We start from the raw sequence: 24,059 nt of genomic DNA on the forward strand, positions 1-24,059 counted from the left end.
CCGGGGCCGGCCGCGTGCGGCAGGGCCCGGCCTGGCCGCCGCATGCCGCGCCGGATGCCGCGCCGGATGCGCGCCCGCCGGCGCGTTCCCCGCCCGGCGCCGTTCGCCACCCGACACGTGACGCCGGGCGGGCGGCCTGCCCGCCGCGGGCGGTCCTCAGAGCCATGGCGGCCGCACCCGGAACAGGTGCAGCCCGGTCGCGAGCAGCAGCAGGCCGACGATCAGCGGCTCCCCCACCCCGCCGGTGCGGCAGAGCGGCACCGCCACGGTCCAGCGCAGCGGCCAAGCGAGGCGCAGGCCGCGCGGCGTCAGCAGGTCGGCGGCCAGGTGCGAGAGGTAGCCCACGGCGAGCGGCGTCCAGAAGGCGCGCGCGCGCAGCAGCACGAGGCAGAGCGCGATCGCGAGCAGCGAATGGGTCAGGCCGCGATGGCTGAAGAACATGGCGATGGGCTTGGAGAGCAGCGTCGTGTGCTGCCCGACCCAGGAGCGCGGGTGATCGATGTCCGGCAGCAGCGCCCCGAGCGCCGCGAGGCCGAGCGCGATCGGTTCGGTCTGTGGCAGGTGCAGCAGCGGCGCGGCCCAGAACCACGCCACCATGCCGACCACGACATGCGAGCCGGCCATCATCGCCGCGCTGTCCCGGCCCGGTCCGCGCCTTGCCACCCGCGCCCCGAATGTTCCCGGCACGCTGCCGGCATGGCCAATTTCCCCAAGGATTCCGCCGATTCGCGGGCTGCGCCGGCGCCGGCACCCTGGGGCCGCACAACCGTCGGCGGAAGGGGCGTTCCGCCGCCGGCGTTGCTTTTTTGTACCCATCCGCCACGTGGCACCACGGCTCCCGCGCGCGAATGCCCGAGGCATCCCGTGCGCCCGCGATGGTCCGCCCACGCGCCGGGCGTTGGGGGTGTCGGGATGCTCCCCGCTTGCTCCCCCGGTGTGCCCCGTGTCGCGACACGCCGCTTGTCCCCCGGCTGTGGAATGCCAGCCCTCCGCCCGCGCCGCTTCCCGCCCGGCCGCCGCGATGAGAGGTTGCCGGATGCCCGCCGATCCCGATGCCCTGCTGCGCCGGCGCTACGGCCTCCCCGAGGCGGCGCCGACCGCCGACGGCAGCGCCGCGGCGGTGGATTCCCTGGCCGCCCCCCTACCCGCTCCCCTGGCCGATCCCCAGCCCGGCCCCCTGGCCAACCCCCTTCCCGATGCCACCGCCGCGATCCTCGGCCGCAGCGTCACCCGCTGCTACGCCGCGACCCCGGTGCCGGAGCCGCTGCTCGACACGCTGCTGGCCTGCGCCCAGTCGGCGCCCTCGAAGTCGGACCTGCAGCAGTATTCCATCCTGGTCCTGCGCGACCCGGCGCGCATCGCCGCCGTGGCCGACTGGATCGGGACCATGCCCTGGATCAAGGCAGCGCCCGTGCTGCTGGTGTTCTGTGGCGACATGCGGCGCGGCCAGCGCGTCTGCGCCCTGCACGGGAGGGAGCATGCCAACAACAACCTCGACACCTTCCTCAACACGGCGGTGGACGCGGCGCTCGCCATGGCCCATCTGATGGCGGCGGCGGACGCGATGGGGCTCGGCACCTGCCCGATCTCCTACGTCCGCAGCCATATCGAGAAGGTTTCCCCCCTACTCGGCCTGCCGCGCGGCGTGTATCCCGTGGCCGGGCTGACGCTGGGTTGGCCCGTGGCCCGCGAGCGCGTCTCGCCCCGGCTGCCGCCGCGCGTGGTGGTGCACCGCGAACGCTACGACGACACGATGCTGGAGGCTGTCCTGCCCGACTACGACGCCGCGCGCCCGCCGGCCAGGCCGCGCTACCCCGACGTGCACGGCCCGAAGCCGGCGGGCTGCGCCTGGTCCGAGAACATGGCCCGGCAGCTTTCGGTGCCCGAGCGCTTCGGCTTCGCCGCCTGGCTCCGCGGAAGGGGGTTCGACCTTGTCTGACACGCTGCTCGCCCCGACCGATCCCGCCCTCCCGGACGCGACCGCCGCCCCCCGGGTGGAGGGCCCGCCGCGCACCACGAAGCGCGCCGTGCAGCCGAAGAACGCGGCCACGGTGATCCTGTGGCGCGGCCGGCCGGAGGCGCCCGAGATCCTGATGGGGCTGCGCTCCGCCCGGCACCGATTCATGCCGCACCGGCTGGTCTTCCCCGGCGGCCGGGTGGACCGCGCCGACCACACCGCCAAGGCGGCGAGCGAGCTGCGCCCGGTCGTGCAGGAGATGCTGGCGCGCAAGGCGACGCCGGGCCTGGCCCGGGCGCTGGCCGTCGCGGCGGTGCGCGAGCTGTTCGAGGAGACCGGGCTGCGCCTGGGCCCGGCCGGGCCGAAGGGCGGCGTGCTGCCGGACCTCGCGAAGCTCGACTATCTCTGCCGCGCGGTGACGCCGCCCTCGCGCTCCATCCGCTTCAACGCCCGCTTCCTGATCGCCCCGGCCGAGGCCGCCGAGGGCGAGATCGCGGGCTCGGGCGAGCTGGAGACGCTGCGCTTCTTCGGCATCGAGGAGGCGCTCGCCTCGCAGGCGGCGCCGATCACGGCGATGGTGCTGAACGAGTTCCGCGAGTGGCTGGCCCTGCCGCCGGCGCGGCGCGACCACCGCCAGCTCATCGCCTACCGGGGCATGGACCAGCGTCTGCCGGAGGCGGGCGAGGGCTGACGGCGCGGTTCCGGGGCTCCGCCCCGGACCCCGGCAGGGGCCTTGCCCCTGCACCCCACCCCAGCAGGGGCTTCGCCCCTGCACCCCACCAAAGGGCGAAGCCCCTTTGGAAACCCCGTCCGGACAGGCACCCGGGCTGTCTCAACGTCCCGGACCCGGGCGAAGAGAGGTGCAGGAGGGCCTCGCCCTCCTGCCGGGATGGGTCCGGGAAGGGCGGCGCCCTTCCCGGTGCCGACCCGTCTCCATGCAGCCCGGCGGGCTGCCGGCGCCTTGGCGCCGTTCCCGGCCGCCCCCATTCTCTCCCGCCTCGGCGCCCGCGCCGCAACGGGAGATCCCCATGAGCGAACCGTCCGTGCTGCTGGTCAGCATCACCGTCGACGACGAGACGCATGCGCTGCGCATGGCGGAACGGCTGGTGATGGAGCACTTGGCCGCCTCGGCCAACGTGCAGGCGGCGCACACGTCCTTCCGCCTGGAGCACGGCCAGCTCGTCGAGTACCAGGAGACGTCGATACGCGCCACGACCACCACGGCGCGGTTCGACGCGCTGTGCGAGCGCGTCTCGACGATGCCGGGGATCGTGATGCCCGGGATCAGCGCCACGCCGCTGACCATGTCGCATCCCCGCTTCGAGCCGTGGATCCACGCGGTGCTGGAAGCCTGCAAGGCCAGGGCGGCGTAGCGGGCGGGTGCCGCCGCCCCGGCCGCGCGAAGCGGTCGGGCGGCTCACCCCCTACATGCCGCCCATGTCGTCCGGCCCGCCGCCGCCCGCCTCATGCGAAGCGGTCGGGCGGCGCGCTCCCCTACATCCCGCCGATGTAGTTGGGCCCGCCGCCGCCCTCCGGGGTGGTCCAGTCGATGTTCTGCGACGGGTCCTTGATGTCGCAGGTCTTGCAGTGCACGCAGTTCTGCGCGTTGATCACGAGGCGCGCGCCGGCGCCGCCCGCCTCCACCTCGGCGCCCGGGCCGGTGGCCTCGGCGTCCGGCGTGCCCTTCAGCTCCCGCTCCGCCTCCGGCCCCACCGCCTCGTACACGGCGGCCGGGCAGTAGCGGCTCTCGGGGCTGCGGAACTCGTCCCAGTTCACGCCCTTCCAGCGGCCCGGGTCGCGCAGCTTCAGGTGCGCCGGCTGGTCCTCCTCGTGGTTGGTGTTCGACAGGAACACCGAGGAGAGCCGGTCGAAGGTCAGCTTGCCGTCCGGCTTCGGGTAGGCGATGCGCGGCGCGTCCTTCGCCTTCTTCAGCGACTCGTTGTCGGGGTGGTGGGTCATCGTCCACGGCGCCTTGCCGCGGAAGACGTAGGTGTCGAGCGCGTTCAGCGCGATGCCGCCGTAGAGGCCGAATTTCGCGAAGGCCGGCCGCACGTTGCGCACCGCCTTCAGCTCCTCGTAGACCCAGCTCCTCTCCAGCGCCGCCGGGTAGGCGTCGAGCAGCTCGGGCCGGCTCTCCTGCCCGAGCGCCGCGGCCACCGCCTCGGCCGCCACCATGCCGCTCTTCATCGCGGTGTGGGTGCCCTTGATCTTGGGCACGTTGAGGAAGCCCGCCGTGTCGCCGATCAGCGCGCCGCCCGGGAAGACCAGCTTCGGGATGGCCTGGAAGCCGCCCTCGTTCAGCGCGCGGGCGCCGTAGGCGATGCGCTTGCCCCCCTCCAGCATGGCGCGCACGGCGGGGTGCGTCTTGAAGCGCTGGAACTCGTCGAAGGGCGAGAGCCAGGGATTCGGGTAGTCCAGCCCGACCACGAAGCCGATCGAGACCAGGTTCTCGCCCAGCATGTAGAGCCAGGAGCCGCCATAGGTGTCGGAGGCGAGCGGCCATCCCGTGGAGTGCCAGACCAGCCCCGGCGTGTGCCTCTCCTTCGGGATCTCCCACAGCTCCTTCATGCCGAGGGCGAAGGTCTGCGGCGCCACGCCCTTGCGCAGGTCGTAGCGCTCGAACAGCTTCTTGGTCAGCGAGCCGCGGCAGCCCTCGGCGAGCAGCGTGTAGGTGGCGCGCAGTTCCATGCCCGGCTGGAAGTTCGGGCCCGGCCGGCCTTCCCTGGTGATGCCCTGGTCGCCGGTGATGACGCCCTTCACCACGCCGTCCTCGATGATGGTCGAGGCCGCCGCGAAGCCCGGGTAGATTTCCACCCCCAACGCCTCGGCCTTGGCGCCGAGCCAGCGGCAGACATTGCCCAGGCTGACGATGTAGTTGCCGTGGTTGTTCATCTGCGGCGGCGTCGGCAGCTTGTAGGCCTTCGTCGCCGTCAGCAGCATGAAGCGGTCGTCGCCGGCGGGGGTGGCCAGGGCGGGCGGATCGTCGCGCCAATCGGGGATCAGCTCGTCGAGCGCGCGGGGCTCCAGCACGGCGCCGGAGAGGATGTGGGCACCGACCTCGCTGCCCTTCTCCACCACGCAGACGGCGGCGTCCGGCGCGAGCTGCTTGAGGCGGATCGCGGCGGCCAGGCCGGAGGGGCCCGCACCCACGATCAGCACATCGAACTCCATCGACTCCCGCTCGATGGCGTCCGCCGCCCCTGCTTCCGACATGCGCGATCCCTCCTCGATTCCTGCGGGATTTAACGGCTTGGTGGCTTGTGCGTAACCCCGCCTCGCGACGATATCGGCTATCCGCGGCCCGCAGGCCGCCGACCGGCGCGGCGGACGGCCGGGACGCAACAAGGCGAGGGCGCGACATGGTCGGGGATCGGTCCGCCGGGAAGACCCGGCCAGCGGCCGGCGGATGGCGGGGTTGAGCGAGCGCGCCGAGCTGCTGGCGGCGTTGCGCCTGCAGCTCGATTGGGGCGCGGACGAGGCGCTGGACGACCTGCCGGCCGACCGCACCGCCGCCCCGGCCCCGGCGCCCGCCTCGGGCCCGGCACGCGCCGGCGCCTCGCCGCCCCGTGCCTTGGCGGGCGAGGCGCGGGCCCTGCCCGGCACCGGCATGGCGGCCTCCCTCGCCCGCCCGCCCGTCCTGCCGCCCGCCGCCCCCGCCCTCGGCGCCCCGGCGGCGAGCCGCGCCGCCGAGGCCGCCGCCGCGGCCGATTCGCTGGACGCGCTGCGTCTCGCCCTGGCCGGATTCGACAACCCGCTGCGCGAGACCGCCACCAACCTCGTCTTCGCGGACGGCGTGCCGGAGAGCGGGCTGATGTTCCTGGGGGAGGCGCCCGGCGCCGAGGAGGACCGGCTCGGCCGTCCCTTCGTCGGCCAGTCGGGCCGCCTGCTCGACCGCATGCTGGCCAGCATCGGGCTGGACCGGGCGCGCAATTTCTACATCAGCAACATCCTGCCCTGGCGCCCCCCCGGCAACCGCACCCCGACGGACGCCGAGATCGCCCTGTTCATGCCCTTCGTGCTGCGGCATATCGCGCTGGTGCGGCCGCGGCATCTGGTGCTGCTCGGCGGCACCGCGGCCAAGGGCATGCTGCGCGCCCGCGAGGGGATCACCCGCCTGCGCGGCCGCTGGCACCGCGTGTCCCTGCCCGACCCGCCCGCCGGGACCCCGGGCGGCGCGGCTGGCGGGGCGCTCGCCGGGCTGCTTCAGGGCGGCGGCGCCGAGGTGCCGGCGCTGGCCACGCTGCACCCGGCCTACCTGCTGCGCACCCCCGGCGCCAAGCGCGACGCCTGGTCGGACCTGCTGCTGCTGCGCCGCACGCTGGACGCCGCGGCGACGACCGGGAATGACGGCGAGACCGCGGATTGATCGCCCGCGGCATCGATCTGTAAACGGTTTCAGCAGGCCGCCTCACAAGAAGGTGAATGGAACCAGGAGTCTAAGTCCCTGGAATTCCGCGCTCAATCATTGCGCGCATGCTAAATTATGAAGCTTTTCGCTTGCCTCGGGGGCTTTCGGCCCGCTAACGGGGCGCGCCATGCCAGCGCTCTGCCTCATGGCCCGCCGTTCCGGCGCCGTCCTCGCGAGGGGTCTGCTCGGAGCAACCCTGTGGCTGGGGGCTCAGGTTCCCGCCCAGGCGCAGCGGGTCGTCCAGACCGCCATGAGCGTCCCCCGGGTTTCGCCGCAAGGTGGCGTAGCCGGACTGCCGCAGCCATTGGCCCCGTCCGATGCCGCGCGGTTGCGACGCATCTTCGACCTGCTCTCGCGCGGCGACCACGCCGGCGCGATGGCGGAGGTCGCCCACCTCGAGGACCGACGACTGCTCGGGCACGTCCTCGCCGAGCACTACCTTGCCGCCAACGCCGCCTCCAGCGGCGTCCACCCCACGCCGGCCGAGCTGCAGTCCTGGCTCGCCCACTACGCCGACCAGCCGGACGCGCCGCGCATCCACGCGCTGCTCGCCAGCCGGCTGCCCGCCAACGCGGCCCTGCCGCCGCTGCCGAGCGCCGAGACGCTCGACCGCGACGAGGTGGTGCCCGAGGAGCGCGCCAGCGCCCGCCCGGTCACGCGCAACGCCGTGCTGGACCGCGCCGTGCGCGACCGGGTGGCGGCCGACAACGTCAACGCCGCCCTCACCCTCGTCGCCCGCACGCCGGGGGTGGGCGCGGCCTATGCCGCGCTGCTCAAGGCCGACATCGCCGAGGCGCTGTTCCGGCGCGGCCGCGATGCCGATGCGCTGCGCATCGCGGCCGAGGCCGCGCGGCACCCGGCGGCGCAGGCGCCCGCCGCCTTCACCGCCGGCCTCTCGGCCTTCGCGCTGGACCACTTCGAGGCGGCCAAGAACTACTTCGAGGTGACGGCGCGCTCGGAGGGTGCCCCGGCCGTGCTGCGCTCGGCCGCCGCCTTCTGGACCGCCCGCGCCGCCGTGCGGGCCCGCCAGCCGCGCGACTACGTACCCTGGATGCTGGCCGCGGCGCAGGAGCCGCGCACCTTCTACGGCCTGCTCGCCCGCCGCGCCCTCGGCCTGCCCGCCAATTTCGACTGGGGGCAGGAGGTGCCCGGCGAGGCGGAAGGCGCCGCCCTGGCCGAGACCGCCAGCGGCTGGCGTGCCCTCGCCCTGCTGCAGATCGGCCAGACCGGACGCGCCGAGGCGGAACTGCGCCGGCTCTGGCCCTCGGCCGCGGGCAATTCCGGCCTGTCGCGCGCCATGCTGGTGGTGGCGAACCAGGCGGGGCTGACCGGCCTCGCGGCGCAGCTCGCCGGCCTCGTGCAGAGCGCCGACGGCCGCCCGCGCGACTTCGCCCGCTTCCCGGTGCCCAACCTGCGGCCGCAGCAGGGCTTCCGGGTCGATCCGGCGCTGGTCTACGCGCTGGCCCGCACGGAATCGAATTTCGACCACACCGCCGTCTCGCCGGCCGGGGCGCGCGGCATCATGCAGCTTCTGCCCGCGACGGCGAGCTACCTCGCGAACGACCCCAGCCTCGCGGGCAACGCCCAGCGCCTGCACGACCCGGCCTACGGGCTGGAACTCGGCCAGCGCTTCATCCTGTGGCTGGCGCGCCAGGAGGCGATGCGCGGCGACCTGATCCGGGTGCTGGCCGCCTACAATGCCGGCCCCGGCGCGGTCATGCGCTGGCAGCCCACCAACCGGCACCGCGACGACCCCTTCCTCTATCTGGAGTCGATCCCGATCAACGAGACGCGCACCTACGTGCAGCGCGTCCTCACCTACTCCTGGATCTACGCCTCGCGTCTCGGCCTGCCCGCGCCGAGCCTGGACCAGCTCGCCGCCGGCGCCTTTCCGCGCATCGCCGGCGCCGAGGAGGTGGAGGCGATGCTGCGGCAGCGGCCGGCCGGACGCCGCTAGAGCATTTTCAAGCTGGGTGTACTCACCCAGCGCCCCGGAAAATGCGAAAGACCAGAAGGTTAGAGCCGTTCCGGCCTGATACTGTCAGGCCGGGACGCCGCTGGGGACGTCACGGGCAGGGCGCTCGAACCCGCCCGCCCGTGCCGGCCGCCCGGCCCTGCATGGCCCGTCGGCGCGTCCCTACGCGACGGCGGCCGGCCCGCGCGCCATCGGCTTCGGCTGCCGGCGGGGGGAGCCGATCAGCGCGCGCAGCGGCGTCTCGTAGTAGCGCAGCGACAGGGAGGCGAGGCCGACCAGCACCAGCACGGCGGTGACGGCCAGCACCGTCAGCGGCAGGCCGTCGAGGTGCAGCAAGCGCTGCCCGAGCAGCTTCAGCACGATGAGCTGGACCGGCATGTGCAGCATGTAGATCGAGAAGGTCAGGTCGCCGAGCGGACCCAGGCGGGCGATCAGGTCCTGCCCCGCCAGCCGCCGGCCGGCGCGCCGCTGCATGTCGGCGGCCGCGGCGAAGATGGCGACCATCAGGATGCAGGGCATCAGCCAGGAGACCGGCAGGCCGGCCAGCCCGCCGCCCAGGAAGCCCGCGAAGGCCAGCAGCAGCCCCGCCCGCGCGCCCGGCAGGCCGACGAGCCGGTGCCGCACCAGGAACAGCGCCAGCCCGAACAGGAAGCCGACCAGCGCGCGCAGCGGCCCGGCACCCGACGTCCACAGGTACCAGGGATGCTCCGCGGCGAAGGGCAGGCCGTTGGAGACCGCGATCATCGCGCCCATGGCGATGATCGAGAGCGCCAGCGTCAGCCTCCTGCCCATGCGCAGCAGCAGCGGGAACAGCAGGTAGGCGAACATCTCCGCGCTGATCGACCAGCTCGGGAAATTGAAGGAGAGGGTCGAGCAGCCGCCGAAGGCGTGAACCATGAGGAGCTGCGCCACGAAGCAGCCGGGCTCGTGCGCCCCGGGATAGGTGAACTCCATGTTCAGGAGCACCATCGCCGCCGCGACGAAGGCGTAGAAGCCGAGCGTCAGCCAGTGCAGCGGCGCCAGCCGCGCGATCCGTCGGCGCAGGAACAGGCCGTACTGCGGCAGCGTCCCGACCCGGTCGGCATAGGCGTAGGCGATCACGAAGCCGGAGATGATGAAGAACAGGTCGACGTTGAGGTTGAGGAACTCGGTTCGGGGCATCCATTCCGGATGCTTCGCCTGCTGCAGCAGGTACTGCGCGTAGTGCTCCGCCACCACGCCCAGCGCGGCCAGGAAGCGCAGGAAATCGAGATGCGACAGCGCGCCGGAGTCGCCGGGCGACGCGACGCCCGCTGCCGCGTACCTGCCGGCCTCCTCCTGTCCCTGGGTGGCACGTCCACGCCGGCCCGGGACCGGGATCCGGGCCAGGACACGCGGCATTGCCCAGGACAGGCCGAAGGCGTTCCTTTTGGGCATTCCGGATGCGGACATGATCGCAGGCGCCTCGAATGACATTCGTGTCAATTTCAAGACGACAAGGATCGTCGATTAAACGTTTCCGATCAATATCGGAAATGTATAAATTAACGTATTCTCATTTATGTGAATGCTGCACCGACCTTCGGTCCCCGCCCCCGCCCCGCCCCTGGGCTTCCCGCGGAACCGCGCCGGACTGTAGAAGGAGGCATGGACAGGACGCGGCCGCCGGGGCGGATCGGGCATGGCTGAGCGGGTCGGCGCCTCCAGGCGCAGCGTGCTGCTCGATACCGAGACCACGGGCCTCGATCCCGGCAAGGGCGACCGGGTGATCGAGGTGGCCGCGATCGAGCTGGTCAACCTGATCCCGACCGGCAACTTCCTGCACGAGCTGATCGACCCCGAGCGCGAGGTGCCGGAGGATGCCGTGCGCATCCACGGCATGACCACCGAGATGCTGCGCGGCAAGCCGCGCTTCGCCGAGATCCTGCCGAAGCTCGAGGAATTCCTCGGCGCCGACCCGATCATCGCGCACAACGCGCCCTTCGACTTCGGCTTCCTCGACGCCGAGTTGCGCCGCGCCGGGCGCCCGGCGCTGGACCGCGCGCGCATGGTCGACACGCTGGCCATGGCCAAGGCGCGCTTCCCCGGCCTCGCCAACAACCTCGACGCGCTGTGCCGGCGCTACGGCATCGACAACTCGATGCGCACCAGCCACAACGCGCTGCTCGACGTGAAGCTGCTGGCGCAGGTCTACCTGGAGCTGATGGGCGGCCGGCAGCCGGGGCTCGGCCTCACGGCGCGCCGCGTCGCGCCGGTCTCGGCCGCCGCCGCCGACGGCCCCGCGCGGCCCCGGACGCCGCGCCCGATCGTGCCGAGCGAGGCCGAGCTCGCCGCGCACGCCGCCTTCGTCGGCCGGCTGAAGGAACCGCTCTGGTTGCTGCCGCCCTTCGCGCCGCCCGCCTCCTGACCCGCATCGGCTGAAGGGCGCCCGGCCGCGCCTTGCGCGGCGAGCACAACCGGCCTCGCGCCGCGCGCGGCGGGCACAACCGGCCGCGCCGTGCGCGGCGAGCACAACCGACCTCGCGCCGTGCGCGACGGGAACAACCCGCCGCCCCCCGTGCGCGGCGGGAACAATCGATGCGGTGGCGCGCTGTATCCGCTACAAGGAGGTCGTGCCGCAGCCGGGCCCTCGAACGGCCAGCGCGGTCCGGCACGGGGAGGGCGTCAGGTCCACGTCGCGACGAGGATCGACGCATGGCACGCATTCCGAGGTTCGGTGCACCCGAAGGCCGCCGCATGGCTGCCATGGGGCGCGGCCTCCCTGGACCGTCCGGGACCGATCGTATAAAGGCCGCCCCCGCCGGGGTGCGGGCCGCCGCACGCGACCAGCGTGCCGCGCGGCCGACCGGCCTGCCACCACCAACGGCTCCGTGACGGCGCGACCGGCGCAGCCGGATGCCTGCCCGCCCGACACCGCCTCGCCCGGCGTTGCTTCATGCGCCACGGTCCCAGCCCCGCGCGCGACGCATGGCAACCGTTTCTCCCGACAGGCGCTAGCCGCTGCCAAATGCCGATCCTCGCCGTCCGTCACGTCACGACCTACCGGTACCGCCAGCCGGTCTCCTTCGGGGAGCACCGGATGATGCTGCGTCCGCGCGAAGGGCACGATCAGCAGCTGCTCGCGGCGGCGCTGACGATCACGCCGGAGCCGCTGGACGTGCGCTGGCTGCACGACGTGTTCGGCAACACCGTCGCCATCGCGCGCTTCGGCCGCCGCGCGCGCGAGCTGCGGTTCGAGAGCGTGCTGCGCCTGCTGCACCGTCCGGTGAACGCGCTCGACTTCCCGATCGAGGAATACGCGACGAGCTATCCCTTCTCCTACGCGGTGGAGGAGATGCCCGACCTCAGCCGCACCATCGAGCGCCACGCCCCCGATCCCGAGCACGCGGTGGACCACTGGGCGCGGCAGTTCCTGCGCAACGAGGGCCGCCTGACCGACACGCGCGACCTGCTCACCAGCATGACGCACGCGATCCGCCGCGACTTCACCTACGTGGCGCGCGAGGAGATGGGCGTGCAGTCGCCGACGCGGACGCTCTGGCTGCGCAGCGGCTCCTGCCGGGACTTCGCGATGCTGATGATCGAGGCGGTGCGGGCGCTCGGCCTCGCCGCCCGCTTCGTCTCGGGCTACCTGCACGTCCCGAAGCGCGAGGGCGCGCCGGCGCATCTCGGCGGCGGCGCCACGCATGCCTGGGCGCAGGTCTACCTGCCAGGCGCCGGCTGGGTGGAGTTCGACCCCACCAACGGCATCGTCGGCAACCGCGACCTGATCCGCGTCGCCGTGGCGCGCGACCCGCGCCAGGCGGTGCCGCTGCACGGCACCTGGATCGGCTTTCCAGCCGACAACCTCGGCATGACCGTCGAGGTGGACGTCACCGCCGAACCAGAGGCGCCCGCCTCCCCGGCGACGGCCGACGCGCCGAAGCGGCAGGTGCCCGCCGACCGGCCCGTCGCCACGGCGGCCGCGCCGCAGGAGGCCGGCCCCGCGGCGGTGGCCGCTGCCACCCTGCCCGCCGCCTCGCCTGCCTCTCCGCTGGCCGCGACGGAGGGCGCGCCGTGATCCCGCCGCACGTCCCGGCAGGGCCCTGCCGGCCGCCGCGGGTGCGGGATGCGCCGCGCCCGCCCCCGAATTCCGCCGGCCGCGTCGCCGGCCTCCCGTTGCCCAGAACGAACACCGGAGCCAATCCACGATGAAGATCCGAACCGGCTACGACATCAGCTACTCCTGCCCCGACTGGGCGCCGCTGATCCTGATGCTGATGGTGCATCCCTCGCGCGAGAAGGACCTGCTCTCCTCGCAGAACATGCGCTTCAACCAGCCGATCAGCACCTGGGACTACCGGGACATGTTCGGCAACCACTGCACGCGCATCCACGCGCCGCCGGGCGAGCTGAAGATCTCGGCCGACTTCGAGGTCCAGGACAGCGGCCTGCCGGACGAGATCAACTGGGACGCGGTGCAGCATCCGGTGCCGGAACTTCCCGACGAGACGCTGATCTACCTGCTCGGCAGCCGCTACTGCGACACGGACCGGCTCTCCGACACCGCCTGGTCGCTGTTCGGCCACACGCGGCCGGGCTGGGAGCGGGTGCAGGCGATCGTGGACTACGTCCACAACCACATCACCTTCGGCTACCAGTTCGCCCGCCCCACCCGCACCGCCTGGGACGGCTACCAGGAGCGCGTCGGCGTCTGCCGCGACTACGCGCACCTCGCCGTCACCTTCTGCCGCTGCATGAACATCCCGGCGCGCTACTGCACGGGCTACCTGGGCGACATCGGCATCCCGCCGGTGGACGCGCCGATGGATTTCTCGGCGTGGTTCGAGGTGTACCTCTCCGGCCGCTGGTGGACCTTCGACGCGCGCCACAACACCCCGCGCATCGGCCGCATCCTGATGGCCACGGGCCGCGACGCCACCGACGTCGCCATGGTAACCTCCTTCGGCCCGGCCACCCTGTCGGGCTTCCATGTGCACACCGACGAGGTGAAGGAGTAGCGATGGCGCAGACGCGCGGGGACGTGCCAGGGGATGCGCCAGGGGACGGGCCCGAGGACGCCCCGCCGCCGGTCACGGCGGTGAACGAGGCCGGCGATTCGCCCTACGTGCTGCTCTGCGAGCACGCCTCCAACCACATCCCGGCCGCCTATGCGCGGCTGGGGCTGGAGGCGCGCGAGCTGGAGCGGCACATCGCCTACGACATCGGCGCGGCGGCGATGGCGCGCCGGCTCTCGGCGCTGCTCGACGCGCCGCTGTTCCTCTCCGGCTATTCGCGCCTGCTGATCGACTGCAACCGCCCCCTCGGCACGCCGACCAGCATCCCCGTGCGCAGCGAGGCGACCGACATCCCCGGCAATGCCGGCCTCGACCAGGCCGAGCGCGACCGCCGGGCGGCGCGGTTCTTCACGCCCTTCCACGCCCGCGTCGCCGCCTGCCTCGACGCGCGCCGGGCGGCGGGGCGCCCGACCTTCGTGGTCGGCGTGCACAGCTTCACGCCGATCTTCCTCGGCGAGACGCGGCCCTGGCACTGCGGCATCCTGTACGGCAAGGCCGCCGACTTCGCCGAGGCCCTGATCGCCGGGCTGCGCGACGACCCGAGCCTCGTGGTCGGCGACAACGAGCCCTACAAGGTCGAGGCCGAGTACGACTACACCGTGCCCGTGCACGGCGACGCGCGCGGCCTGCCGGCGGCGCTGATCGAGGTGCGCCAGGACCTGATCGCGCGCGAGGACCACGCGGCGGCCTGGGCGGACCGCCTCGCCCCGGTGCTGCGCGCGGCGGCCTGACCCGGGGCGACGGGCGCGGGGCGGCCGGCAGGAAGGCGGGCGTCGAGGGAGCGGGCGGCAGGGGAGCGGGCCGGCGCGCCGGCCGACTCCGTCACTCCAGCCGCAGCCCCGCCTCGCGGACCAGCCGCCCCCAGCGGTCGTACTCCGCGCGCACGAAGGCGGCGAAGTGCCCGGGCGTGTCCGCCACCGGCTCGGCGCCCAGCGCATCGAGCCGCGCCCGCGTCTCCGGCAGCGCCACCACCCGCGCCACCGCGTCGCGCAGCCGCGACACGATCGCCGGCGGCACCCGCGCCGGTCCCCAGATGCCGTACCAGGTCGCGATCTCGTAGCCCGGCACCCCCGCCTCCGCCACGGTCGGCAGGTCCGGGAAGGCGGCGACCCGGTGCGCCGTGGTCACGGCCAGCGCCCGGATCTGCCCGGCCCGCACCGCCGCGGCCGAGGAGGGCAGGCTGTCGAACATGAGCTGCACGTTGCCCGCGATCAGGTCCTGGATCGCCGGCCCGCTGCCGCGATAGGGCACGTGGACCAGATCCGTCCCCGTCATGCGCCTGAACAACTCCCCCGCGAGATGCGGCGCGGCGCCGGTCGAGGAGGAGGCGAAGGAGAGCCTCCCCGGATTGGCCCGGGCATACGCCACCAGTTCCGCCACCGAGCGCGCCGGCAGGCCGGGCGTGACGACCAGGATCAGCGGCACCGCGGCGATGTTGGTGACCGGCGTGAAGTCGGCCAGCGCGTCCACCGGCATGTTCGGCTGGAAGTGCGGCACGATGGCCTGCGCCGAGGCGTTGACCATGAAGGTGCCGCCATCCGGCGCCGCCCGCGCCACCTCCTGCATGCCGATCACGCCGGAGCCGCCGCCGCGGTTCTCCACCACGAAGGGCTGGCCGAGGCTGTCGGCGAGGCCGGCCGCGACGATGCGCGCCAGGATGTCGGTCGGCCCGCCCGGCGGATAGGGCACCACCCAGCGCACCGGGCGCACGGGCCACGCCTCCGCGCGCGCCGTCCCGGCGCCGGCCGCTGCCCCGGCCAGCATGCCCGCGAGCCCGCCCAGCCAGCCACGCCGCGTGGCCGCGACCGTCGGCCGCGTGCCGGCCATGGCCTGCTCCCTCGCCTCGCCCATCCCCGTTTCCCCCCGCGCCGGCAACCGGGCGCAGCATCCGCCAGCCGCCGGGCGCCCGGCAAGCCTCGGCCGGGACCGGGCATCGGGGCGGGGGAGGAAGCACGGGCGACGGCCGCGTACCACCGGCCATGCCGAGGCGGTGCGATCCGCCCCGCAGCGGGGCGCGGCCCGGCCGGGACCGCGTCCCGACGCCGCCCGCCATTCGCGGCGACGGCGCGATTGGGCCTGCAGGCCCCGGCGATCCGCTCTAGAGCATTTTCAAGCTGAGCGTCCTCGCTCAGCGGCTCGGAAAATGCGAAAAATCAAAGGTTAGAGCCGTTCCGGCCTGATACAGTCAGGCTGGATCGGCTCTAAAGACGGTCGCGACAAGGCGGGAGAGAGACGTGACCGAAGCCCTGCGGCCCTATGCGGGCCTGTTCGTGCTCGATGCCGGCCAGGGCGTGGCGGGCCCCTATTGCGGCATGCTGCTGGCGGCCTGCGGCGCCGACGTGGTGAAGCTGGAGCCGCCCGCCGGCGACTGGTCGCGCGGCCTCGGCAGCCGCGAGGGCACGGATTCCGTGCTGCACGCCACCTACAACCGCGGCAAGCGCAGCGTGGTGCTGGACCTGCGGGAGGAACCGGGCCGGGCCGCGGCGCGGGCGCTGGCCGCGCGCGCCGACGTGCTGATCGAGAGCTTCCGCCCCGGCATCGCGCGCCGTCTCGGCCTCGGGCCGGAAGCGGCCTCGCCCGGCGCGGTCTGCGTCTCCATCTCCGGCTTCGGCCAGGAAGGCCCGTTCGCCGAGCGCCCCTGCACGGACAGCGTGATCCAGGCCTTCGCCGGCATGATCGCGCTGAACCAGGGCGCCGACGGCGTGCCGCACAAGATGCCGGTGGTGCTGAGCGACATCGTCACCGGCCTGCACGCCTTCATCGCCGTGCAGGCGGCGCTGGCCGAGCGCGCGCGCGACGCCGCGCCACGCCGGCGCGTGCTCGACATCTCGCTGATGGGCGGCACCGCGGCGCTGCTCGCCTACCCGATCGCGGAGGCGGCCCGGCAGGGCGGGATGCCGTCGCCGCTCAACGTGCCGGCGGGCTGCTACCGCGGCGCCTGCGGCGGCTGGCTCTCGGTGGCGCTGGTGCGCGAGCCCGAATTCGCCGCCCTGGCCGCGGTGCTGGGCCGGCCCGACCTGCCGGCCGAGCCGCGCTTCGCCAGCTTCGCCGAGCGCGCGGCGCACCGCGACGCGCTGCTGCCGATCCTGCGCGACGCCTTCGCCGGAGCGACGGTGGCCGAGTGGCTGCCGCGCCTGCACGCGGCGCGTCTGCTCGCGGAGCGCGTGAACACGCCGCTCGACTGGCTGGCGGAGCCGCAGACGCACGCCGCGGGCACGATGCGCACGGTGGCGCAGCCGGCGCTCGGCGCGCTGCCCTTTCCCGGCCTGCCCGGCCTCGGCGACGCGCTGGCGCCGGCGCCGCGGCTCGGCGAGCACACCGAGGCGGTGCTGGCGATGCTGCACGCCGAGGCCGGGGCGGCGGACTGATACGCCCGGCGGGATCGACTGCCCCGTCGACAGTGGCGCGGGACCGAGGCCGGACAGGCCGGGTTCATCCGCCATGCGTATGGGCCGCCCCGCTGCGCCCGTCGCCCGGCCCGGAACGCTGCCGGGGACGATACCGGGCGCGCCGCCGCCCATGGTCTCCGGGGACGCCCCACGCCTCCTGGCGTCCCGCTCTCCGGCGATACGTCATGGAGCCGTTCGGTTTTTCGCACTTTCCGAGTCGCTGGGTGAGTACACCCAGCTTGAAGATGCTCTATCCGGGCCGGATGCCGGCGAGTTGCACCGCCCGGTGCGCGCGTTCGCATTCCCGCCGCAGCCAGGTGGCGAAGGCTTCCGGCGTACGCTCCTCGGGCTCCGTGATCTCGGCGCCGAGGGTGAGCAGGCGCGCCCGCGTGTCGGGATCGGACAGGGCCGTGGCCAGCGCCTCCGACACGCGCGCGATCGCCGCCTCGGGCGTGCCCGATGGCGCGAACAGGCCGACGAAGGTGGCGGCGGTGAAGCCCGGCACGCCGCACTCGATGAAGGTGGGCACGCCGGGCAGCAGCGGGGAGCGGCGCGCCGAGGTGACGGCCAGGATCCGCGCCCGGCCCTCGCGGTGCAGCGCGAGCACGGTGGACAGCTCGATCAGCGTGCCGTTGATGTTGCCCGCCAGCAGTTCCGGCACCGCCGAGGCGCCGCCGCGGAAGGGCACGTGCACGATGTTGGCGCCGCTGGCCGCCTTGAACAGCTCCAGCGGCAGATGGTTGGCGCCGCCGATGCCGGACGTGCCGATCGTCACGCCGCCGGCGCGTTGGCGCGAGTAGCGCACGAGCTCGCCGAGGGTGCGTGCCGGCATGTCGGGATGCACGATCAGCGCCATCGGGATCAGGCTGACCAGCCCGACGGGCGCGAGTTCGCGCAGCGGATCGCGGCGCGGGCCTGCCTGCAGCAGCGGGCCGTTGATGATCGGCCCGGTGCTCGCGCCGAGCAGCGTGTAGCCGTCCGGCCGCGCGCGCAGCACCGCCTCGATGCCGACGTCGCCATTGCCGCCCGGCCGGTTCTCCACCGCGATGTCCTGGCCGAGCAGCTCGGCCATGCGCGGCGTGACGGTGCGCAGGTTGGTGTCGCTGTTGCCGCCTGGCGCGAAGGGAACGACGATCCGCAGCGGCCGGTCGGGAAAGCCGGCGCGCGCCGGGGAGGCACGGGCGAGGGCAGCGAGGGCCGGCAGGATCAGCAGCGTTCGACGCGTGGGCATGCATCCCCCCGATCTCGTCGGCCGGTTCTCCGGCCTTCACCCCGGGTGGCGAGCCCGGGTCGCGCGGCGGTTCTGATGCCGCCTTCGCCCCGGCCTGCGGCCTGGACGATCCGCCGGCCCAGTCTGCGCGCACGGAAACGGCGACGTCCACCTGTACGATGCCCCATCGGCCGGCCATGTCGCCGCCACATGCCGGGCGATCATGCCGACGGTTGCGTAAGGGATGATGAACGCAACGCCCGATGGCTCGCCCTCTTCCCTGCATCGCATCAGGGCTGCGCCGGCGGGGGCGCATTCCCATGGTGCAGGCGCCGCCGACCCTCCGCCCGGACGGCGCCCCGCGCCGTCACGGCCGCCGGCCGCGCCGACGCAGGAATGGGCGACGCAGGAAGGGGCGGCACAGGACGGGGCAGCCGGAATTCGTGGCCGGGCTTAAGCAGGCGTTCATAGGCCGGCGACACAGTCGGGGCGTGGCGCCGAACAATCGGCCCACGCGAAAGGAAAACCCGACCATGGCCATGAACTCGGTTGTCACCAACGTCGGCGCGCAGGTCGCGCTGCAGTCGCTGAACGCCACGCAGGACGAGCTGACCGCGACGCAGAAGCGCATTTCCACCGGCTACCGCGTCGCCGACGCCAGCGACGACGGCGCCGCCTACGCGGTGGCCCAGCGCGTGCGCGGCAACGTCGCCGCCGCCACCTCCGCCAACGAGCAGCTCGGCGGCGTCAACGGCCTGCTCGACACCACCAGCACCGGCCTCAGCAGCATCTCCGACACGCTGAACAACCTCAAGAGCATGGTGACGAAGCTGGCGGACGGCACGCTCAGCGCCGACCAGAAGGCCAACTACGCGGCCCAGGTCAAGGGCATGACCGACCAGATCAAGTCCTACATCACCAACTCGACCTACAACGGCAACAACCTGCTGAGCAACGCGACCGCCAAGACCTACAAGGTGGTCGAGACCGCGGACGGCGTGACCTACAGCTTCACCAACTACCAGGCCACCGCCAACGTCTGGAACAACGTCTCGACGGCGAGCACCTTCACCCAGAGCCAGGCCGCCTCGGCGATGACGGCCACGGGCAAGCTCACCACCGCGATCAACAACACCCTGACCACGCTCAACACCTTCGCCACCTACAAGAGCCACGTCCAGGCGCAGATCACCTTCAACAAGTCGCTGATCGACTCCCAGAACTCGGGCCTCGGCGCGCTGGTCGACGCCGACCTCGCCAAGGAGTCCGCCAACCTGCAGGCGCTCCAGATCCGCCAGCAGCTCGGCACCCAGGCGCTGAGCATCGCCAACCAGGCGCCCCAGGCCCTGCTGAAGCTGTTCGGCTGATCCCTCTTCCGGCGCAAAGCCGCCGGTTGCCGACCCCCGCCGCCGACAGGATGCCGGCGGCGTCGGCTCCCCCTCTCCTGCCCGCGCGGCAGGCCCGCCAGAGAATCCGCGAAGCAGCGCCCGTGCCGGAACGCCGCGTGAAGAACCGCCGCAGCCCCGCCCGCCCGACAGCCCGGATGGCCCGGTTCCGTCCCGCTTCCGCCACGCCTCATCGCCGGCGCCGCGCTGGTGCGCGCCGCGCCCGGCGCCGTGCGCCGGCACGTGCGCCACTGTCCGCCCGTTCGTGGCCGCCCGCGCCTGACGGCGCACGGCAACGCTCCCTTCCTCTCCCCGCTCGGAGCCACACCCGCATGATGCAGACCAGTGATCCGGCCCTGCTTCCCGCCAGCCCGCCGGCCACCGCCGCCCAGGGCGCGGCCGCCTATCGCCGCCGCCTGACGCCGAAGCAGATGGAGGCCGAGGTCTTCACCCGCGCCAACCGCTATATCCGCCTCGCCCTGGCGGAAGATGCGCATCCGCTCGACCGCGCGCGCGGACTGGCCGACAGCCGGCGCCTCTGGGATGCGGTGCTGAACCTGGTGCAGGACCCGGACAACGCCCTGCCCGCCGCGCTGCGCGCCTCGCTCGCCAGCGTCGCGCACGCCGTGCTGCGCGAGTGCGACGCGCCCGAGCCGGACCTGCGCTTCATCGCCACCATCAACGACAACATCGCCGCCGGCCTCTGGAGCTGAACCGCCCGGGCCGCACCCGGCCCCACACCGGACACCGCCCCTGACACCGCCCCTGACACCGCATTGGGCCCCGCGCCGGGGCCCGCACCGGGTCGGCAGGATCGCCGGCCTCGCCCAGGAGGATCCTGCCTTGCACGCTGCCCTGTCTCCCCGGCCGCCCCACGCGCCCGCCGCCGTGCCGCCGGATGTGGCGGTGGTCGAACGCCTGTTCCAGCGCGCCTGCGACCTGATGCAGCAGGGCCGGCATGTGGAGGCGCTGCCGGCGCTCGACCGCCTGCGTCGCGTGCCGACCCCGCCGCCGATGGCGCTGGGCCTGCGGGCCGAGGCGCTGCTGGCCCTCGGCCGGACCACCGAGGCCGTCGCCGACGTCGACGACGCCCTCGCCGCCGATCCCGGCTCCTCCGCGCTGCTGCAACTGCGCAGCCGCGCGCGCCGCGCCGGCGGCGACCGCACCGGCGCACTGGACGATGCGGCCGCGGCCGTGCTGGCGGACTCCGCCAGCCCCGCCGCCAAGGCACTGCTCGGCACGGCGCTGCTGGAGCAGGGCCAGCACGACGAGGCGGTGTTCCTGATCGGCGCCGCCCTGCGCGCGGATCCGGCCAACCCCCAGTACCGCTTCGCCCTGGCGCGCGCGCTGAGCGAGACCGGCCATCACGACGCCGCCGAGGAAATCCTCTCCCAGCACGGCATCGAACGGCCCGACCTGCCGGTCGCCGCGCTGCGGGCGCAGAACGCGCTGGCCGCCGACCGGCCCGACCTGGCCGCGGCGCTGGCGCGCGAGGCACTCGCCAGCCGGCCCGCCGACGCATCGCTGCACGCGGTGCTGGCGCATGCGCTGATGCGGCTGCGGGACCTGGACGGCGCGGCCGCGCATCTCCTGTCCGCCTCGCGCCTGCGGCCGGAGGACGGCTACCTCGCGCACCTCGCCGCCGCCCTGAACGGCGACACCACGGAGCAGGGCGCCGAGGCCTACGCCACCGCCCTGTTCGACCGCTACGCGCCGAGCTTCGAGCTGTCGCTGCTCTCGCTCGGCTGGCGCGGCCCCGGGCTCGTCCGACGCGCCCTGGAGCGGCTCCGGCCCGGCCTCGCCGCCGGCACGGAGCGTCTCGGCCCGGTGCTCGACCTCGGCTGCGGCACCGGCCTGGTCGGCGTCGCCCTGAGCGACCTGCTCGGCGGCGGCCTGACCGGCGTGGACCTGTCCGCCCGGATGCTGGAGCAGGCGGCGCGCAAGGGCGTCTACACCGCGCTCCGCCAGGCCAACCTGATGACGGTGCTGCGGGAGGCGCAGCCGCCCTGCGACGTCATCGTCGCCGCGGACGTGCTGATCTATCTCGGCCAGGCGGACGAGATGCTGGCGCTGTGCCGCCGGCGGCTCGCGCCGGACGGGCTGCTGCTGTTCACCGTCGAGCGCGGGGCGGACACGGGGATGGGCTGGCACCTGGAGCGCAGCGCGCGCTTCAGCCACGGCCGCGCCTACCTCGAGCGCGCCCTCGCCGCGGCGGCGCTCGACGTGGTGGAGATGCGCGAGGAGGTGCTGCGCCTGGAGGATGACGGGATGATCGACGGGCTGCTGGTCGCCGCCCGTCCCGCCCCGTCCGGCGCGGCGCACTGACATGCAGGATGCGTCGGCGCCGCCATCGCCCTTCCGGGCCGGTCTTGACGCGCTGGCGGCGCGTGCCCCGGCCACGGCCCTGCCGCTGCTGCGGGCGGCGGCGGAGAGCGGCGAGGGGGGGGCCTATGCCGGCCTGAACCTCGGCCTCGCCCTGGCCGATCTCGGCCGCGTCGAGGAGGCGCTGCCGCTGCTGCGGGATGCCGCCGTCGCCCTGCCGGACCTGGCCGAGCCCTGGTTCCGCCTCGGCCTCGCCGCCGCGCTGCGACGGGAGCCGACGGAGGCGGCGAGGCTGCTCGACGCGGCGCTGGCCCGCGCGCCCGAGCACGTGCCCGCCCTCGCCGCCCGGGCCATGGTGGCCGAGGCGGACGGCCATCCCGGCGAGGCGGCGGCGCTGCTGGAGCGCGCCCGCGCCATCGACCCGGTCGAACCCGGGCTGCTGCTCATGGAAGCCCGGCTGCTCCTGGAGCAGGGCGACGCCGAGCTGGCGGCGAGCCGCTGCGAGGCGGTGCTGCGCGCGCACCCGGCGCAGATGGCGGCGGCCGCGAAGCTGCTGGCCCGCGCCCTGCGTGCATGGCTGGGCGAGGCGGACGCGCTGCGCCACGTCGACGCCGGCGCCGAGGCGGACCCCTTCTCGCCCGCCTGGCCACTCGCCGCGGCCCACCTGCAGGTCGGCTGCGGCCGGCCGGAGACGGTGCTCGCCCATCTGCGCGTGGCCGAGGCGCTGGCGCCGGGCGAGCCCGCGATCCTGGCGGAGCTGGCGCACGGCCTCATGCGTGCCGGTCGGGAGACGGAGGCCGAGCCGCTGCTGCGCGAGGCCATGGCCGCCTCGCCGGGCGATCTCGACCTGCGCAACATGCTCGCCTCGGTCCTGTGGAAGCGCTACCGCTTCGCCGAGATGCTCGCGGTGCTCGACGACGCGCTGCGGAATTTCGGCGAGCACCCGTCCCTGCTCTCCAACCGCTCCCTGGCCCTCACCTATTGCGGCCGGCAGCGGGAGGGGCTGGCGGCGGCCGAGCGGGCCGTCGCCATCTCCGGCGGCGAACTGCCGACCCTCATCAACCGCCTCTCCGTGTTGCCGTACCATCCCGAGCAGGGCGGCGCGGCGCCGCTGCTGGCCGCCGGGCGCGACATCGCCCGTCGCGTCGGCCCGCCCGCCCGCGTGGCGCACGGCAACGCCCGCGACCCGGAGCGGCGGCTGCGGGTCGGCGTGCTGTCGGGCTGCCTGGGCGTGCACCCGGTCGGCTGGCTGACCCTGGCGGGGCTGGAGGCCCTGCCCGCGGACGGGTTCGAACTGGCCTGCTACGCGCTGCGCACGAGGCGGGACTGGCTGGCCGCCCGCTATCGTGCCCGCGCCACGCTCTGGCGCGACGTCGCGGATCTGCCGGACGAGGCACTGGCCGAGACGATCCGGGATGACGGCGTGGACGTGCTGCTCGATTGCGGCGGCTACGGCGAGGGCGGCCGCCTGCTGGCGCTGCAGCACCGCCCGGCCCCGGTGCAGGTGAAGTGGGTCGGCGTGCAATTCGCGTCCACCGGCCTCGACTGCGTCGACTGGATGCTGACCGATGCGCGCGAAACCCCGCCCGGCTTCGAGCCCTTCTACAGCGAGCGGCTGCTGCGTCTGCCGGACGGCTACGTCTGCTACACGCCGCCGCCCTACGCGCCGGAGCCGGGGCCGCTGCCGGCGTTGCGCAACGGTTACGTCACCTTCGGCTGCTTCAACAACCTGGCCAAGGTCACGCCGGTCACCCTCGCCGCCTGGGCCGAGGTGCTGCGGCAGGTGCCCGGCGCGCGGCTGCGGCTGCGCACCCACGCGCTGGCGGATCCCGCGACGCGCGCCGATTTCGTCTCGCGGCTCGCCGCGCTGGGCCTCGATCCCGACCGGCTCGACCTGCTGGGCGGCTGCCCGCACGCGGAGATGCTCGCGGCCTATCGCGACATCGACATCGCCCTCGACCCGTTCCCCTACACCGGCGGCCTGACGGTGTGCGAGGCGCTGTGGATGGGCGTGCCGGTGGTGGCGCTGGCCGGCGACGGCTTCGCCGCGCGGCATGCGCTGAGCCATCTCGGCAATGCCGGCCTGCCCGGATGGGTCGCGGGATCGGTCGAGGACTACGTCCGGCTCGCCCGATACCGCGCCTCCGACCTGGCCGGCCTTGCCGCGCTGCGCGCCGGCCTGCGGGACCAGGTTCGCCAGTCGCCGCTCTGCGACGCGCCGCGCTTCGGACAGGCGCTCGGGCAGGCGCTGCGCCATGCCTGGCGGGACTGGTGCGCGCGGAATTGATGACGGGCCGGTCCGTGCCCCGACAACCATCGTGCCCGGCCGGGTCCCCGCGGCACCGGGATCGGCCCTTCCGGGCCGCAACCGGCACGG

Annotated in this window: 19 protein-coding genes; 14 read left to right on the forward strand and 5 right to left on the reverse strand. The window is 74.1% G+C overall.

The annotated features are described in order from the left end of the window. Positions 1–156: 156 nt before the first annotated feature. The gene (locus M0638_RS09660) at positions 157–627 is read right to left on the reverse strand and encodes a metal-dependent hydrolase (RefSeq protein ID WP_248666773.1); all 471 of its coding nucleotides are present in this window, start codon (positions 625–627) and stop codon (positions 157–159) included. Between the two features lie 409 nt (positions 628–1,036). On the opposite strand from M0638_RS09660, the gene M0638_RS09665 reads away from it, so the two are divergent. The 3 genes from M0638_RS09665 to cutA all read left to right on the forward strand — a co-directional run bounded on the left by M0638_RS09665 (position 1,037) and on the right by cutA (position 3,330). Continuing rightward, the gene (locus tag M0638_RS09665; RefSeq protein WP_248666774.1) at positions 1,037–1,939 is read left to right on the forward strand and encodes a nitroreductase family protein; all 903 of its coding nucleotides are present in this window, start codon (positions 1,037–1,039) and stop codon (positions 1,937–1,939) included. After that, on the forward strand, positions 1,932–2,648 hold the full coding sequence (locus M0638_RS09670) for an NUDIX hydrolase (protein ID WP_248666775.1): 717 nt from the start codon (positions 1,932–1,934) through the stop codon (positions 2,646–2,648). The genes M0638_RS09665 and M0638_RS09670 overlap by 8 nt, the downstream gene beginning before the upstream one ends. 337 nt (positions 2,649–2,985) lie before the next feature. Then, positions 2,986–3,330 carry a divalent cation tolerance protein CutA gene (cutA, locus tag M0638_RS09675; protein WP_248666776.1) on the forward strand — a complete coding sequence of 115 codons (345 nt, stop codon included), beginning with the start codon at positions 2,986–2,988 and terminating at the stop codon, positions 3,328–3,330. Positions 3,331–3,451: 121 nt separating this feature from the next. Here cutA and M0638_RS09680 read toward each other — a convergent pair whose 3' ends face one another. After that, positions 3,452–5,170: an electron transfer flavoprotein-ubiquinone oxidoreductase gene (locus M0638_RS09680; protein ID WP_248666777.1), complete on the reverse strand. Its 1,719-nt coding sequence runs from the start codon at positions 5,168–5,170 to the stop codon at positions 3,452–3,454. Positions 5,171–5,363: 193 nt separating this feature from the next. Here M0638_RS09680 and M0638_RS09685 point away from each other — a divergent pair, with 193 nt between their 5' ends. Together M0638_RS09685 and M0638_RS09690 are read left to right on the forward strand one after the other, a co-directional pair. Then, positions 5,364–6,323: a uracil-DNA glycosylase gene (locus tag M0638_RS09685; protein ID WP_408903270.1), complete on the forward strand. Its 960-nt coding sequence runs from the start codon at positions 5,364–5,366 to the stop codon at positions 6,321–6,323. Between the two features lie 370 nt (positions 6,324–6,693). Further along, positions 6,694–8,322: a lytic transglycosylase domain-containing protein gene (locus M0638_RS09690; RefSeq protein WP_248666779.1), complete on the forward strand. Its 1,629-nt coding sequence runs from the start codon at positions 6,694–6,696 to the stop codon at positions 8,320–8,322. Positions 8,323–8,502: 180 nt separating this feature from the next. Here M0638_RS09690 and M0638_RS09695 read toward each other — a convergent pair whose 3' ends face one another. Next, positions 8,503–9,756 carry an acyltransferase family protein gene (locus tag M0638_RS09695; protein WP_248666780.1) on the reverse strand — a complete coding sequence of 418 codons (1,254 nt, stop codon included), beginning with the start codon at positions 9,754–9,756 and terminating at the stop codon, positions 8,503–8,505. Between the two features lie 244 nt (positions 9,757–10,000). Here M0638_RS09695 and dnaQ point away from each other — a divergent pair, with 244 nt between their 5' ends. From dnaQ to M0638_RS09715, 4 genes are all read left to right on the forward strand, one after another. Next, positions 10,001–10,726 (forward strand): DNA polymerase III subunit epsilon, encoded by a 726-nt coding sequence (gene dnaQ, locus M0638_RS09700; protein WP_248666781.1) that lies wholly within the window; start codon positions 10,001–10,003, stop codon positions 10,724–10,726. A gap of 600 nt (positions 10,727–11,326) precedes the next feature. Beyond that, on the forward strand, positions 11,327–12,379 hold the full coding sequence (locus M0638_RS09705; protein ID WP_248666782.1) for a transglutaminase family protein: 1,053 nt from the start codon (positions 11,327–11,329) through the stop codon (positions 12,377–12,379). A gap of 130 nt (positions 12,380–12,509) precedes the next feature. Further along, positions 12,510–13,319 carry a transglutaminase-like domain-containing protein gene (locus tag M0638_RS09710; RefSeq protein WP_248666783.1) on the forward strand — a complete coding sequence of 270 codons (810 nt, stop codon included), beginning with the start codon at positions 12,510–12,512 and terminating at the stop codon, positions 13,317–13,319. A gap of 2 nt (positions 13,320–13,321) precedes the next feature. Then, positions 13,322–14,107: an N-formylglutamate amidohydrolase gene (locus M0638_RS09715; RefSeq protein ID WP_248666784.1), complete on the forward strand. Its 786-nt coding sequence runs from the start codon at positions 13,322–13,324 to the stop codon at positions 14,105–14,107. A 91-nt stretch (positions 14,108–14,198) separates the two neighbouring features. On the opposite strand, the gene M0638_RS09720 is transcribed toward M0638_RS09715, so the two are convergent. Beyond that, positions 14,199–15,227: a tripartite tricarboxylate transporter substrate binding protein gene (locus tag M0638_RS09720; RefSeq protein WP_248666785.1), complete on the reverse strand. Its 1,029-nt coding sequence runs from the start codon at positions 15,225–15,227 to the stop codon at positions 14,199–14,201. A gap of 383 nt (positions 15,228–15,610) precedes the next feature. On the opposite strand from M0638_RS09720, the gene M0638_RS09725 reads away from it, so the two are divergent. Then, the gene (locus M0638_RS09725; protein WP_248666786.1) at positions 15,611–16,744 is read left to right on the forward strand and encodes a CaiB/BaiF CoA transferase family protein; all 1,134 of its coding nucleotides are present in this window, start codon (positions 15,611–15,613) and stop codon (positions 16,742–16,744) included. A 271-nt stretch (positions 16,745–17,015) separates the two neighbouring features. Here M0638_RS09725 and M0638_RS09730 read toward each other — a convergent pair whose 3' ends face one another. Further along, positions 17,016–17,996 (reverse strand): Bug family tripartite tricarboxylate transporter substrate binding protein, encoded by a 981-nt coding sequence (locus M0638_RS09730; RefSeq protein WP_248666787.1) that lies wholly within the window; start codon positions 17,994–17,996, stop codon positions 17,016–17,018. A 512-nt stretch (positions 17,997–18,508) separates the two neighbouring features. Between M0638_RS09730 and M0638_RS09735 the strand changes: the two genes are divergently transcribed. From M0638_RS09735 to M0638_RS28800, 4 genes are all read left to right on the forward strand, one after another. Further along, positions 18,509–19,342, forward strand: coding sequence for a flagellin (locus M0638_RS09735; RefSeq protein WP_248666788.1), 834 nt, complete (start codon positions 18,509–18,511; stop codon positions 19,340–19,342). A gap of 350 nt (positions 19,343–19,692) precedes the next feature. Beyond that, on the forward strand, positions 19,693–20,073 hold the full coding sequence (locus tag M0638_RS09740; RefSeq protein WP_248666789.1) for a flagellar biosynthesis regulator FlaF: 381 nt from the start codon (positions 19,693–19,695) through the stop codon (positions 20,071–20,073). A gap of 130 nt (positions 20,074–20,203) precedes the next feature. After that, positions 20,204–21,685 (forward strand): tetratricopeptide repeat protein, encoded by a 1,482-nt coding sequence (locus M0638_RS09745; protein WP_248666790.1) that lies wholly within the window; start codon positions 20,204–20,206, stop codon positions 21,683–21,685. A 1-nt stretch (position 21,686) separates the two neighbouring features. Continuing rightward, positions 21,687–23,969, forward strand: coding sequence for an O-linked N-acetylglucosamine transferase family protein (locus M0638_RS28800; protein ID WP_282571932.1), 2,283 nt, complete (start codon positions 21,687–21,689; stop codon positions 23,967–23,969). The last annotated feature ends 90 nt before the right edge of the window (positions 23,970–24,059 follow it).

Source organism: Roseomonas acroporae (genome assembly GCF_023223525.1).
Lineage (GTDB): Bacteria > Pseudomonadota > Alphaproteobacteria > Acetobacterales > Acetobacteraceae > Roseomonas_E > Roseomonas_E acroporae.